Below are 14,337 nucleotides of genomic sequence, written 5' to 3'. Positions count from 1 at the left end.
GGCGATGACGCGGCGGTCCGGTTAAACCCGGAACCGCCCTGTCTGTTGTTCCAGCTCCCTGACATAGCTCTCCAGCGATTTGGCAATGCCATCGATGGCTTTGGACCGATCGGCACTGGCCGCAGCCAGATCATTGATATCAGTAATGCTCCGGTTAATTTCATCTACCACCTGAGTCTGCTCTTCGGTGGCGGACGCCACACTGGTGTTGACGTCGGTGATACTGGAGATCGCTTCCAGAATGGCCTGGAGTTCCTGTTCCGCTTCCGTTGCCAGCCGTTCGGTTTCGGTGGCCTCCTTGCTGCCGGTCTCCATCACGCTCACGACGTCCGAAACACCGGTCTGCAGTGCGGTTATCATGGTCTGAATATCTTCTGTCGACTGGCCGGTGCGTTGCGCCAGAGTACGGACTTCATCCGCCACCACGGCGAACCCACGGCCTTGCTCACCGGCCCGGGCAGCCTCAATGGCGGCGTTCAGAGCCAGCAGGTTGGTCTGCTCGGCAATGCCGCGAATGACATCCAGCACCGAAGTAATGTTGTCGGAATCCGCAGAAAGTTTGCGGATAACCTCAACCGCTTTGGAAATCTGGGCGGCCAGGCGGTGCACCTGTTTCGACGAGTTGCGGATGATCTGGGCGCTGTTGTTCCCCTTGGTTTCCGCTTCGCGAGTGATCTCTGCGGCGCGGGAGGCGTTCCCGGCTACTTCTTCAATCGCACTCTGCATTTCGTTGATAGCGGTGGCCACCATGGAAATGGAGTCGGTCTGGCGGGTCACACCATCGTTGTTGTCCCGGGCGGCAGTGGCCAGCTCGGTGGCACCCGCACCGAGATCGCGACTCAGATTCTGAATGGACCCGATCATGCCCTGCAGGTTTTCCAGTACCTGGTTGAAACTTCTGGCCAATTTGCCGAGATCATCCTCGACCGTTACCGGAACCCGCTGAGTCAGGTCGCCTTCGCCCTGGGCAATGTTGTCGAGCTGATCCCGGAGGGCGCTGATCGAAGAGATGATCAGTTTCATGAATACAAAGAACAACGCAATGGCGATAATGATGGCAATCACGGTGATCGCAAGAACGGTGGCCGAACTGGAAGTGCCTTCGGCGGAGGCTTCAGCGGAACGTTGTTGAGCCTGCTCGTCAGCGTGAGCACCGGCGTTGTCGTAATAATCCCGGAGTTGGTCAAACAATGGGGCTGTTTCTGTGGCAGCGAGACTCCGGGCTTGTTCCGGATTGCCGTTTGAGGCCAGCTCCATCACCCTCCGAGCGGATTGTTCCCAGCGATCAAATGCCCCTTCGAATCCGTCGCTGACATCCGAAATGCCCGTTCCTGCAAGGCGTTGAGAGCTTTCCAGGAAGCGCTGCCTGGCTTGCTCGGTGTTTTCATTGAAATCCTCCAGAGCTCCGGAGGTGTCTTCATTGTTGAAGGCCTGGTCCAGCAGAGTCATCTAACCCCCCAGACTTCGACGTTAATGTCTTATCCAAAGCGTAGCAGGGGGGGCAGATTTGTCACATTTGAGATGCCAGGCCCTTGATATGGGTCAGGATTTGCCGACGGTTTCGGCGGATGAAGGTTCGTCAGTCTGTTCACAGGCACGGCAAAGATGCCGTTGACGGAGGAACTGGGCGGCGAAAATAACGGCCCATATCAGTACCCCCGCCCAGATATAGGGCTCGGGAACCTGGAAGGTACCACTGATGGCAAACTCCACCAGGAGCATCAGGGCAACGGCCAGAACCGCATTGACCATGGCCGTAACCATGGCTTGCCCGCAGGCTTTGAGATTGGGTTTCATAGGTTTCCGCTTGTTCAGAGAGTAAACGGCGTTCTAATCACTGTGGCGAGAATACGGCTCACCTTACAGAGTCTCCATGCGGGAATTCCGCTATTGGAAATTGGTGTATCGGGGCTGGCGTCCATATAATGTGCGCCACAACATTGATAGGCATCCAAGGCAAAGAGGCGTCCATGCCAGAGTTTCAGACAACGGATGAAGGTTTCGAGCGGGTATCACTCCGGGACTACACCGAGAAGGCGTACCTGGACTATTCCATGTATGTCATTCTGGACCGGGCTCTGCCCAACGTAGGGGACGGGCTCAAGCCCGTACAGCGGCGGATTGTATACGCCATGTCGGAGCTGGGGCTGAAGTCCACCTCCAAGTACAAGAAATCGGCTCGTACCGTGGGTGATGTGCTTGGTAAGTTCCACCCGCACGGCGACAGTGCCTGTTACGAGGCCATGGTGCTCATGGCCCAGCCGTTTTCTTATCGCTACCCGCTGGTAGACGGGCAGGGTAACTGGGGGTCTCCAGATGATCCCAAATCCTTTGCCGCCATGCGATATACCGAATCGCGGCTGGCCCCCTTCGCGGAAGTACTGCTCAGTGAGCTGGGGCAGGGAACCGTAGACTGGGTGCCCAATTTTGACGGTACCATGGAAGAACCCTCGGTACTTCCGGCCCGGTTGCCGCACGTGCTGCTGAACGGCACCACGGGTATTGCTGTTGGTATGGCGACCGATATTCCGCCCCACAACGTGCGGGAGGTCACGGCAGCCTGTATTCGTCTGCTGGATCAGCCTGATGCGTCCGTGGATGAGCTGTGCGAACACATCAAGGGGCCGGATTTCCCGACCAGGGCTGAAATCATCACTCCCCGCAAAGACTTGCGCCAGATGTACGAGACCGGGCGAGGTTCGCTGCGGATGCGCGCACGCTGGATGCGCGAGAATGGCGAAGTGGTGATCACTGATTTGCCGCACCAGGTCTCCGGAAACCGGGTGCTGGAGCAGATTGCCCAGCAGATGCAGACCAAGAAGCTGCCCATGGTGGCAGACCTGCGCGATGAATCGGATCATGAAAATCCGACCCGACTTGTGATCGTGCCCCGATCCAATCGGGTCGATCTGGACGGGCTGATGGCGCACCTGTTTGCCAGTACCGATCTTGAGAAGACCTATCGGGTCAATATCAACGTGATCGGTAACGATGGCCGGCCGGGCGTAAAAGGCCTGTACACCATCCTGACCGAGTGGCTGGCATTCCGGAAAACAACGGTAACACGCCGTTTGCAGCATCGCCTGGACAAGGTGCTGGCCCGGCTGCATCTTCTGGAAGGCTTGTTGATTGCCTACCTCAATATTGATGAGGTAATCGAGATTATCCGCACCGAAGACAAGCCCAAGGCCGAACTGATGGCGCGCTTTGGTTTGTCGGCGGAGCAGGCCGAGGCCATTCTGGAGCTGAAACTCCGGCATTTGGCCAAGCTCGAAGAAATGAAAATTCGCGGCGAACAGGATGAGCTCTCCGCCGAGCGCGATGAGCTGCAGGCCATTCTGGGCTCAGAAGATCGGCTTCGCGAACTGATCAAGACCGAACTCGAGCAGGATGCCGAGACCTTTGGTGATGACCGCCGTTCGCCGATTGTCGAGCGGGAGGAAGCCCGCGCCTTCAGCGAAACCGATCTGGTATCCAACGATCCGGTGACGGTGGTGCTGTCCGATAAGGGTTGGGTTCGCGCGGCCAAGGGTCACGACATTGACCCCGCTGGTCTCAGCTACAAGTCTGGCGACCGTTTTGCCCTGGCGGCGAAGGGGCGCAACAACCAGCAGGCGATTTTCCTGGATTCCACCGGCCGGGCCTATTCATTAATGGCCCACAGTCTGCCGTCTGCCAGGGGGCAGGGCGAGCCCCTGACCGGGCGGATCAATCCCCCCTCCGGAGCTACTTTCTCCGGTTTGTTGATGGGTAATCCCGAGCGTAAGACACTGCTGGTCACCGACGGTGGCTATGGTTTCGTCACGTCGCTGAACGACATGATCAGCAAGAATCGCGCGGGCAAGGCCGTGGTCAGCGTACCCAAAGGCGCCAGAATCATGCCACCGGTAATGATTCCGGAAACGGCATCGACCCTGTACCTGGCGGCCATATCCAATGAGGGCCGCATGCTGGTGTTCCCGCTCAGCGAGCTGCCGGAGCTGGCCAAGGGTAAAGGTAACAAGATCATCAGTATTCCCTCCGCCCGGGTGCAGAATCGCGAAGAATACGTGGTTGCTGTCGCCGTGTTTGGTGAAGAGGATCAGCTGGAAGTGAAAGCGGGCAAGCGCAAGCTCGGCCTGCGGTTTGGCGATCTTGAGCACTACCTGGGTGAGCGGGGCCGTCGTGGTCACAAGCTGCCACGGGGCCTGCAGCGTGTGGATGGTATTGATGTGATTCCTTCGGCTGCGCGGGCCGAGGAAGAAGCCCAGAGCGGGGAGAATACAGACAGTGAGTGAGCTGGTGCTGGTAAACGTATCGGGCCGGGACAAACCCGGCCTGACCTCGGAAATCACTGGAATCATGGGGCGTTACGATGTCCGCATTCTGGATATAGGCCAGGCGGTCATTCATGACCATCTGACCTGGGGCATTCTGATCGAAATCCCGGATGAATCGAAATCCTCTCCGGTGATCCGGGACTTGCTGTTCCGTCTGCACGCACTGGATTTGCAGGTGCATTTTGCGCCGATCACCGAGCAGGAATATCAGGTCTGGGCTGAGGGCCGCAACCGGGCCTGTTACATCGTGACCCTGCTTTCCCGCGACATCAAGGCTGAGCAGATCGCCAGGGTATCGGCGATTACGGCGCGTCATGGCCTGAACATTGACAATATTACCCGGCTGTCAGCAAGACCGTCGCTGAACACCTCGGAAAACCGTATTGCCTGTGTCGAGTTCTCGGTAAGGGGGACGCCCTCGGATCTTGAACAGCTTCGGGCCGATTTCCTGCACATTGCCGGCGAGATGAATGTGGATATCGCCTTCCAGGAAGATTCGATCTTCCGACGCAACCGCAGGCTGGTGGTGTTCGATATGGACTCCACGCTGATTGAAGCTGAGGTGATCGATGAGCTGGCCCATGAAGCGGGAGTCGGTGAGCAGGTCGCTGAGATCACCGAGCGTGCCATGCAGGGTGAGCTGGATTTCAGTCAGAGCTTTGCCGAGCGCCTGGCCCTGTTGAAGGGGCTGGACGAGTCGGTGCTTGAAGGGATCGCCAACCGGCTGCGAATGACCGAAGGGGCCGAGCACCTGATTCGCAGTCTGAAGGCGCTGGGCTATCGGACCGCCATCCTGTCTGGCGGCTTCACCTATTTTGCTCGTCATCTTCAGGGTAAGCTGGGCATTGACTATATCTACGCCAACGAGCTGGAGATTATCGACGGCAAAGTAACCGGTGAGGTGAAAGGTCAGATTGTAGATGGTAAGCGAAAGGCGGAGTTGTTGCTGGAAATAGCTGAGAAAGAGCACATTTCCCGGGAACAGGTGATTGCCGTTGGGGACGGCGCCAATGATCTGCCAATGCTCAGTCAGGCGGGCCTGGGAGTTGCTTTCCGGGCCAAGCCACTGGTCAAGGAGTCGGCACGCCACTCCATCTCCACCTTAGGGCTGGATGCCATCCTGTACCTGATCGGGTTCCGGGAAAGCGAGACCAATCAAACGCTTCAGAATACCCACCTCTGAAACCAAAAAAGGGCGAGAATGATCTCGCCCTTTTTTGGTTAAGCGGCCGTTGATCAGTTGTCGCCGAAGTCGTAGTTCATCTCCGGTACCGGCGCCTGCAGGTAGTAGCCCTGAATGTAGTTCACGCCTGCCTGCCAGAGCGTCGCAAGAACGCCGGCGTTTTCCACCAGCGGGATGATGGTCAGCTTGCCGGCATTCTGCAGGCTCTTGACCATTTCCTTGACCTGCTCTTTGGCCTCGTCACTCTTCTGGATTTCTTCCGTGAACGAACCATCAATCTTCACGTAATCCGCCTCAATGTGCTTGAGGGTGTTGAACGGATTGAGTGCGCAGCCGAACTGGGAAATGGATACCTTGCTGTGCAGTTCGTGCACCGCCTTGGTGAAGTCCTTGGCCTGCTTCATGTAGTTGTTGGCATCGCCTTCGCGGATCTGGAAGATCAGCGAATCTCCCGGCAAGCGGGCAGCTTTGAGGGCAACGCTGAGCCAGGGCGTGAAGGTCTTGTCCTGCAGCGTCTCGGCTGTGATGTTCAGGAACAGGCGAGTGTCGTGGCCCCTTGAGCGGTGGCTCGATAGCTGCTTGATGGTTTGCAGGATAACCCAGCGATCGATCTTGATGGCGGTATCGCTGGGTCCCATCGGCGGCAGGAAGTCATACGGCGAGACTTCTTCGTTGTCTTTGTTGAGCATCCGGACAAAGGCCTCGTAATGCTCCTCACCCTCACCGCGCAGGTTGATGATGGGCTGGAACAGCAGCCGGAAACGGTTATCGTCCAGAGCCTTGAGAATGGCCTCCACCGAGTTGGTTTCATCAAGGCTCTCGTATTCAGCCGGGTTATAGACCAGGATGCCGTTGCCACGCTCGTGGCCTTCCTGTTTTTTCACATCGGCCGAGGCAGTATGGGCCCGGCCCATGAGTTCTTCGGCCTTTGGTGAGTTTTCCGTGATCGCGGCGATACCGATGGACACGGTCAGCGGAACCGTCCGGCCGTTGATGTCGAACAAGTGGTCCTCGACCGCTTTACGGATGCGCTCGCACAGACTTTCCATGCTGGCTTCATCACAGGGCAGACACATGACGCAGAAGGCATCGTCGCTCAGGCGGGCCAGGGTGACCTCGTCGCCGGCCTGTTCCCGAAGCAGGGTGGCGAGATCGCCCAACAACAGATCCGCGCCGGAGATGCCGACCTGGCTCTTCATGCTCAGGAAATTATCCAGGGCAATGTAGGCAAGGGCGCCGGTCTTGTTGTCCTTGCCAGCCGTGGCGATAGCCTGGGCCAGGGCATCCATCAGGTACTGACGGTTGTACAGGCCGGTCAGCAAATCCTGGCTGCTGATCTGTTTCAGCTTTTCCTCCAGCTCGGCATCGCTGTGTTCCGGTTGCAGAACGATCTGGGTGCAGGCCTCTCCGTCGTATGTGGCTGCGGACACCGACATGGTGACATTCAATTCGTGGTCGTCACTGCGGCGCGCGGTGCAGTTCAGAGTCATGCCATCTTTGCGCTCTTCGGCGAACGCTTTCATGAACTCCTTGTATTTCTCCTGGCTTTCCGGCGTAAGGGTATCGAGCACCGGAATACAAATCAGCTCGTCGATGTCGTCGTAGCCCAGGAATTCCATGTAGGACTGGTTGGCATAGATGTGCATGCCATCGTTGATGTAGGCAATGGCATCCTTGGAACTTTCCAGCAGCAACTGGCATCGCTGCTCGGCCTCACGCAGATGAGATTCCAGTACCCGGCGTTTGCGACGTTCCTCAAGAGCTGCCAGCTCCCGCTTGACGACCAGAACGAGCTGGTCGGTGTACTGAAAGGGCACGGCATCCTGGGCACCGGCACGGATGATGTTGACGGTACGCTCGCGGCTGTATTCCTCGGTCAGCAGAACGAAGGGGATGTCCTTGTCCATGCGCTTGACCATGGCCAGAGCATCGTCTGCCCCGAATTCCTGTTCCAGGTCGCGTGCCAGCAGCAAGTCCCAGTTGGAGGTCTTGAGCGCTTCTTCCAGATCTTCTTCCGAGGTAATCCGGTGAGCGCGGGTAGCCTTGCCGGAGTTGCGGAGCAAGCTGACCATGGATTCCGCATCGTTTTGTGATGGGTCAAGAATCAGCAGGTGTACGGTCGTGTTTTTCTTCTGCATTCGTCAGACGTCTCGTGGTGCCGGATATTCACGGATGAATGATGCAGGGGTTGGCCAGCAATAACAACCCTGGCCATGCCGGCAGTTGACGGGCCGCACTATTTAAAGCGACGGCCACAGTGAGTCAAATTCGTCTTCCGTGGTGCCTGGCGTTGATGGGGGAGCACCACGACCGGCAGTTGGGGTGATGGGGTTCTGGAGTTTCAGCTCGAACTGGCTGATGCTGCCAGTGGCCGAGACTTTTTTCAGTAGCTGTCCCCGGTCTTCACGGCCATCTTGCAGCAGCGAGATCCGGCTGCCGGTCTGGAACGGCAGCCGCGGGGTAATCAGTGTCGCGGCCTGATTGACCACGCTGATTTCGGGCAGCAGCAGGCCCCTGAGGTACTCGCTGCTGTTGCCGACTTTCTGGATAAGTCGCACGGCACAGGGTGCGGCGCTCGGTGCCAGTAGCTCTATGCCCACCTGAGTGCCCTGATTGCGGATCTGGCGCAGCCAGCGCACAACGGCAATGCTCCAGGGGTGGGAGCTTTGTTCTCGCACGCCCAGAATTTCACCGGCCTGCAACGACGCCGGTACATTGCTCTCCCAGGCCACACAGTAGCCACCGGGGCTGGTGTTGATCAGCAGGGCGTGGTGGGATCTTGGTCGGTTTTTATCCTGAACAGCTGATGGTTGTTGACTGCCGCCACTGGTGCGGAAGTTGATCGGGGCATCGGCAGAATGCAGGCGGTCTTCATTGGGGCCGGCATCGTGTGCGCCGGACCAGGCGTCTGCCTTGCGATTGGCATTGCGGATAAACAGGTTGTCGGATTCGTGATGACTGCTTTCGTTGCCATCAAGAAATTCTGAGAAGACTTTCTGGCCGGCCACGAAGTAATGCGCAGCGGTGAGGCCCACGCACACTTCCAGCGTGCCCTGGCTGGCAATGCGGTTGAAATTGCGCTTGGCCAGAATGCCGAGTGCCTGGCTCAGGTGCGTAAGTAAGGTATCGCTCACCGTGGAGGGAATTTTGAGAGCTTCGCCTCCATGGCCGTCTTGGCGCCTGGCGTGCAGGGTCTCTGCCAGCAGGGTGGACAGATCGCGGGTGTCGAAGCTGAAGCTTTCATTGCCCGGTGTATTTTCGAGCAGGCTGCGGTAGACCGGCGGATTGTCTTTTTCCATATTGATGACGAACAGGCTGTCGGGGCCCAGATCCGGGGCACACTGGCAGTGCTCGGTCCAGGATTCGAACAGGTCATATACCTGTGTCAATTCGGCCTGACGCAGTTGGTTAGGCCGCGCACAGCCAAGCAGAAGAATACGTTTGTAGCTGTCGACAACCGTACTGGCTCGTCGGTGCGTGAGGGTGTCGTCATCCACCTCCATGTTGGCCAGTTTGTTCCGGTGCGCAAAACGGAACATGCGATGGCATTCCAGCCAGCTGCTGGCCGGGCTCGGACAATACAGTTGATGGGACCGAAGTATGGTGGCGGCCAGCTCCGACATTGCCCTATGGATTGCCGTGGCAATTTGGCGCCGGTGTTTGTCTACTCCGCCATTGTCGACGTATTCCAGCAGACAAAGCTTGTACCCGGCGGCCAGATGCAGCTGAAGTGCCTGGGTCAGATTGGCAATCTTTCGTTGCTTTTCAGGCAGCGCGATGGCGAGCCCGAGGAAGTGTCGCGATAGCTCATTACAGACAAAATGAATCTTGTCCCGCACGATTTCCAGAAATTGCAGGCGCTGGAGCGGCGACAGGAACAGATGGTTCAGCTCAATGATCGCGTGATATAGCTGACGAGATGCCTCACCGGTATTGGCCATCGGCAACTGATCCGCCCAGGCGCGAAAGGCCTTGGGGCTGGTGTCGCAAAACGACAGGCTGGCTGTTTTCTGTTCAGGAACCTTGAGCTCTGGTTTCAGGATCTTACCATCCATGTTCTCACGCCAATGTCGGGACCGCGGTAGTTGTAACTCAGCGAAAACGCCGAAAATACAGGTCGTTATTGTTTATGGATCTTGCACTTTAAGATAGCAAAGCAACGACAAAAAGCGAGAAAATCATGAGTTGACAATCTTTGACAAGTGAAAGTGGGCCAGCTTTTGCGACAGGTCTCACGAACCCAGGTCCAGCGGGGTCTTGCTGGCGCGGCCGGGAAGCTCCCGAACCAGCTTTGGAACCAGGAAGCCTGGTAGATTTTCCAGCATTTCGTTAACAATCCGGATGGCCTCGGTGTCACTCACGGAAAAGTGCCGGGCACCGGAGACCGGATCAAAGGCGTGCAGGTAATAGGGCATAACGCCCGCGTCGAACAACGTCTCGCTCAAGGCCGAGAGTGTGGCGCTGCTGTCGTTAACGCCTTTGAGGATCACGCTCTGGTTCAGTAGCGTAACTCCGGCCTCGCTCAGGCGCCGGAACGCTTGGCGGGTGGCCTGATCGATTTCCGCCGGGTGATTCACGTGCACCACCAGGACCTTTTGGAGCCGGGTGCGAGACAGCCAGTCAATCAGGCTGTCGCAGACCCGCTGTGGTATCACCACTGGCAGGCGAGAATGAATGCGCAGACGGCGAAGGTGGGGAATGCCATTCAGTAGTTCGGCCCATTGTGAGAGCAGGCGGTCGTTCACCGCCAGTGGGTCGCCACCGCTCAAGATCACTTCGTTGATTTCCGGGCTGGCCGACAGGCTGTCGATGACCTGGCGCCGGTCTTCGGGGCCAAGGCGGTGATCACCATAGGGAAAATGCCGGCGAAAGCAATAGCGGCAATTGATGGCACACTGTCCCGTGATCATCAGTAAGGCACGGCTGGTGTATTTGCGAATCAGGCCGGTGGTCTGGATGGCCGACGCCTCTTCCAGCGGGTCCGATACGAAATCCGGATGCACCTCCGCTTCCTGGGCGACAGGAAGTACCTGCCGCAGCAAGGGGTCATCCGGGTTGCCTGGCTCAATTCGTGCCAGGTAGGGCTCGGGCACCCGGATCGGAAACAGTCTGTGGCCACAGGCGGCGCCTCTGTACCACTCCTCCGGGGCGAGCCCCAGCCGTTCCAATAGCTGTTCGGGAGTTGTGATGGATTGGCTCAGTATCTGTTGCCAGTCCAAGGTGGTGCCTGGTTCAACCCGGGCCTCGGGCGGATGGCTGGCATCGCGGGCTTCTATACGGGCGGGGGTTCGCTGTATCATAGCGACCTTTGAAATTTTAACGACAGTCTGTCAGGTGGACATTTCATGGCTTCATATTCTACCAACGAATTTCGCAGCGGTCTCAAGGTTTTGCTGGATGGCGACCCTTGTATCATGCTCGAGAACGAATTCGTCAAGCCGGGCAAGGGCCAGGCATTCAACCGGGTTAAGCTGCGTAACCTAATGACTAATCGGGTCTGGGAGCGTACCTTCAAATCCGGCGAATCCCTGGAAGCAGCCGACGTTGTCGAACAGGACATGGAATACCTGTATACCGATGGCGAGTTCTGGCACTTCATGTTGACCGATGGCTCATTCGAACAGTATGCGGCTGATGCCAAGGCGGTTGGCGATACCGTCAAGTGGCTGAAAGAACAGGACGTCTATACCGTGACTTTGTACAACGGCGCGCCGCTGACCGTGACCCCGCCGAACTTTGTCGAGCTGGAAGTGGTTGATACCGATCCCGGCATGAAAGGCGACACTGCCCAGGGTGGCTCCAAGCCCGCGACCCTGTCCACAGGTGCCGTTGTGAACGTGCCACTGTTCATCACCATTGGTGAGGTGCTGAAGGTTGATACCCGCTCCGGTGAATACGTCAACCGTGTCAAAAGCAGCTGATCATCGATCATGACTGATCGCCCTGTCTGGCAGCCCTCTGCCTCCCGGGCCGCTCTGGAAAGCCGCGCACAGCTTCTGGCCCACGTGCGTGGCTTTTTTTCTGAGCGGCGGGTGCTGGAGGTAGAAACCCCGGTACTGGGACGCCACGGCGTAACCGACGTCAATCTCGATGGCATTCCGTCTGAGGTCGACGCTGGCGGCGTTCAGGGGGGCTGGTTGCAGACCTCCCCTGAGTATCACATGAAGCGGCTGCTGGCCGCAGGTTCAGGATCAATATTCCAGATTGCCCGGGTGTTTCGTAACGGTGAGCGCGGCAAACGTCACAATCCGGAATTCTCCATGCTGGAGTGGTACCGCGTTGGCTTTGACGATCAACAACTGATGCGGGAAGTCTCGGATCTGGTCTGTGGCTGGCTGGAGTGCTCGCCTCCGGTAACTGTGAGCTACCGTGAGGCGATGCAGTCCATTGCGGGTATCGACCCGATGACCATCACCGACCGGGACCTTGAACGCTACTGTGAACAGTGGCTGGAGCCGGAACAGCTGGCCGGCCTCGGCCGGGATGGCTGCCTGGATCTGGTCATGAGTTTCGTGGTGGAGCCGAAGCTGGGCTGTGAGCAACCGGTTTTCATTACCCGCTATCCCGCCTCCCAGGCCGCTCTGGCACGCATCTCTGAGCATCAGGGCTTCAGAGTGGCGCACCGGTTTGAGCTCTACATTCATGGCCTGGAGCTATGTAATGGTTACTGGGAGTTGACCGATCCGGCCGAGCAGCGGGCCCGTTTTGCCGCCGATAACCATCTCCGGCGTGCCAGTGGCAAGCCGGAGATGGCGCTGGACGAGTCTTTTCTGGCAGCGCTGGAGACAGGCCTGCCGGAATGCGCCGGTGTGGCCATGGGCCTTGACCGGCTGTTGATGCTCAAGCTGGGCAGTCGCAACATTCAGGACGTTATTGCGTTTCCGATTGAGCGGGCCTGAGCCCTGCTATTTGACGTTCAGTTTGCCGAAGGCTTCACCCAGCTGTACCGTTTTCTCGGCCACCTGGTTCGGTTGCCATTTAACTGCACCCTTGGGCATCACCAGCACGACGGTTGAGCCCAGGCGGAAACGGCCCATTTCCTGACCCTTTTCAAACTGAACGGCATCGTCTCCGCGGTACTGCCATTGCGTAACTTTGCCGGAATTGGGGGCTACCACGCCGGCCCAGGTGGTTTCCACGCTGCCTACAATCATCGCGCCGACCAATACCATAGCCATGGGGCCCGCCTCGGTGTCGAACAGGCAAGCCACCCGTTCGTTTCGGGCGAACAGGTTCGGCACATTTTCGGCGGTTACCGGATTGACTGAGAACAGCTTCCCGGGTACGTAGACCATTTCTTTCAGGGTGCCAGCCATGGGCATGTGAATACGGTGGTAATCCTTGGGCGACAGGTAAATAGTGGCGAACTCGCCTTCCCGGAAGGGCTCGGCCCGTTCGTCATCGCCGCCGAGCAATTCAGTGAGACTGAATGACTGTCCCTTGGCCTGGAATACACGGTCTGTGCTGATCTGGCCAATCTGGCTGATGGCGCCGTCCACGGGGCTGGTGAGGGTTTCCGGTGCGGGGTCTATGGTGCGAGCGCCCGGCTTGAGTGCACGGGTAAAAAACGCGTTGAACGTGGGGTAGGCGGTAAAGTCTGGCTCAGCGGCCTCGCTCATGTTCACGCCATAGCGGCCGATAAACCATTTGATCACACGGTTTTTCAGGGCTGGAGTGCTCTCGCTGTCGGCCAGACGGCCTGCCAGGCGGGAAACCGCCAGCTGGGGTGTGACGTATTGGCTAAGAACAAACAGTTTATCAAGCATTCCGGGAGACTCTTGCGATCATAAAGCGCGGTAGTCTAGCAAACCCGGCGCAGTGTATAGAAATTGTTTCACAGCTTCGCTGTTACGGTTGATGCTTGCTATTATCAGATCACATTTTGGGTGTTCCCGGCTGAGCCAGCTTCGGGTAGTAACCGGCCCCGGCCGTTAACCAGACAAAAGGCGTGCATAGTCACCATGTTATTGATCATTGGAGCTGTGGTCGTTGTTGCGTGCGTTCTTGGTGGGTACGTTCTGCACGGCGGCAATCTGGCGGTTTTGTGGCAGCCGACAGAAATCCTGATTATCGGCGGAGCGGCCGTTGGTTCATTTATCATCGCCAACCCGTTACACACGGTAAAAGAGGTGTTTCAGGCGTGTATCCGGTTGCTGACCGGGTCTCCTTTCAATAAATCCTATTACATGGATTTGTTAAGTCTGCTCTATGAGGTGTTCGACAAGTCCCGCAAGCAGGGCGTCATGGCCATTGAGGAGGACATCGATAATCCGGAGTCGAGCCAGATCTTCAGTCGTTATCCGGCGATTATGAAATCCAAACACCTGTTGGATTTCATCACCGATTACCTGCGTATCATCAGCTCCGGCAATATGGCGCCGCATGAGCTGGAAGGCATGATGGAAAACGAAATCGAAAATCGACAGCACGAGCTTGAAGAGCCTGCTCATGCGGTCAACAAGATTGCTGATGCTCTGCCAGGGCTGGGTATTGTCGCCGCCGTGCTGGGGATCGTTATCACCATGGGGTTCCTCACGGAAGGGCCGGAGAAAATCGGCTTGAGCGTTGCGGCAGCACTTGTTGGTACCTTTCTCGGCATCTGGATGGGGTATGGTTTTGTCGGGCCAACCTCGATTGCGCTTGAGCATGCCGCCAAATATGAGCTGAAAGCCTACGAGTGTGTTAAATCGGCCATTGTCGCGACGGTGTCAGGACAGGCTCCCCAAATGGCAATCGAATTTGGGCGCAAGGCACTCCCTACTGAAAAGCGACCGGGATTTCAGGAGCTCAATGACCACGTTCGCTCAAAGTAACAAAAAGCCTGGTTAGCCTCGG

11 protein-coding genes are annotated in these 14,337 nt (G+C 57.6%); 5 read left to right on the top strand and 6 right to left on the bottom strand.

The genetic code is table 11. The annotated features are described in order from the left end of the window. Positions 1–21 precede the first annotated feature (21 nt). Complete coding sequence (locus Q675_RS27625; protein WP_023011139.1) at positions 22–1,449, bottom strand: methyl-accepting chemotaxis protein; 1,428 nt, start codon at positions 1,447–1,449, stop codon at positions 22–24. Between the two features lie 93 nt (positions 1,450–1,542). Next, complete coding sequence (locus Q675_RS27620; protein WP_011786233.1) at positions 1,543–1,797, bottom strand: hypothetical protein; 255 nt, start codon at positions 1,795–1,797, stop codon at positions 1,543–1,545. Positions 1,798–1,970: 173 nt separating this feature from the next. Between Q675_RS27620 and parC the strand changes: the two genes are divergently transcribed. Together parC and serB are read left to right on the top strand one after the other, a co-directional pair. Then, positions 1,971–4,277, top strand: coding sequence for a DNA topoisomerase IV subunit A (gene parC, locus Q675_RS27615; protein WP_023011138.1), 2,307 nt, complete (start codon positions 1,971–1,973; stop codon positions 4,275–4,277). Next, a complete protein-coding gene (serB, locus tag Q675_RS27610; protein WP_023011137.1) occupies positions 4,270–5,502 on the top strand; it encodes a phosphoserine phosphatase SerB in 1,233 nt (410 codons plus the stop codon). Before parC ends, serB begins: the two co-directional genes overlap by 8 nt. Before the next feature lie 53 nt (positions 5,503–5,555). On the opposite strand, the gene Q675_RS27605 is transcribed toward serB, so the two are convergent. From Q675_RS27605 to epmB, 3 genes are all read right to left on the bottom strand, one after another. Next, positions 5,556–7,640, bottom strand: a complete 2,085-nt coding sequence (locus Q675_RS27605; RefSeq protein ID WP_022991419.1) for an EAL domain-containing protein — start codon at positions 7,638–7,640, stop codon at positions 5,556–5,558. A gap of 102 nt (positions 7,641–7,742) precedes the next feature. Further along, positions 7,743–9,557, bottom strand: coding sequence for a hypothetical protein (locus tag Q675_RS27600; protein ID WP_023011136.1), 1,815 nt, complete (start codon positions 9,555–9,557; stop codon positions 7,743–7,745). Positions 9,558–9,734: 177 nt separating this feature from the next. Then, positions 9,735–10,802: an EF-P beta-lysylation protein EpmB gene (gene epmB / locus Q675_RS27595; RefSeq protein WP_023011135.1), complete on the bottom strand. Its 1,068-nt coding sequence runs from the start codon at positions 10,800–10,802 to the stop codon at positions 9,735–9,737. A gap of 45 nt (positions 10,803–10,847) precedes the next feature. Here epmB and efp point away from each other — a divergent pair, with 45 nt between their 5' ends. Next, positions 10,848–11,423, top strand: a complete 576-nt coding sequence (gene efp, locus Q675_RS27590; protein ID WP_011786227.1) for an elongation factor P — start codon at positions 10,848–10,850, stop codon at positions 11,421–11,423. A gap of 9 nt (positions 11,424–11,432) precedes the next feature. Then, positions 11,433–12,401: an EF-P lysine aminoacylase EpmA gene (gene epmA / locus Q675_RS27585; protein WP_011786226.1), complete on the top strand. Its 969-nt coding sequence runs from the start codon at positions 11,433–11,435 to the stop codon at positions 12,399–12,401. A gap of 6 nt (positions 12,402–12,407) precedes the next feature. On the opposite strand, the gene asd is transcribed toward epmA, so the two are convergent. After that, positions 12,408–13,268, bottom strand: coding sequence for an archaetidylserine decarboxylase (asd, locus tag Q675_RS27580; RefSeq protein ID WP_011786225.1), 861 nt, complete (start codon positions 13,266–13,268; stop codon positions 12,408–12,410). Between the two features lie 195 nt (positions 13,269–13,463). Here asd and motA point away from each other — a divergent pair, with 195 nt between their 5' ends. Then, the gene (gene motA / locus Q675_RS27575; protein WP_011786224.1) at positions 13,464–14,315 is read left to right on the top strand and encodes a flagellar motor stator protein MotA; all 852 of its coding nucleotides are present in this window, start codon (positions 13,464–13,466) and stop codon (positions 14,313–14,315) included. The last annotated feature ends 22 nt before the right edge of the window (positions 14,316–14,337 follow it).

Origin of the sequence: Marinobacter sp. EN3 (assembly GCF_000475315.1) — a bacterium.
GTDB classification, from domain to species: domain Bacteria; phylum Pseudomonadota; class Gammaproteobacteria; order Pseudomonadales; family Oleiphilaceae; genus Marinobacter; species Marinobacter nauticus.
The sequence above is the reverse complement of the archived record's forward strand: the minus strand, read 5'-3'. Positions and strand labels throughout refer to the sequence as shown.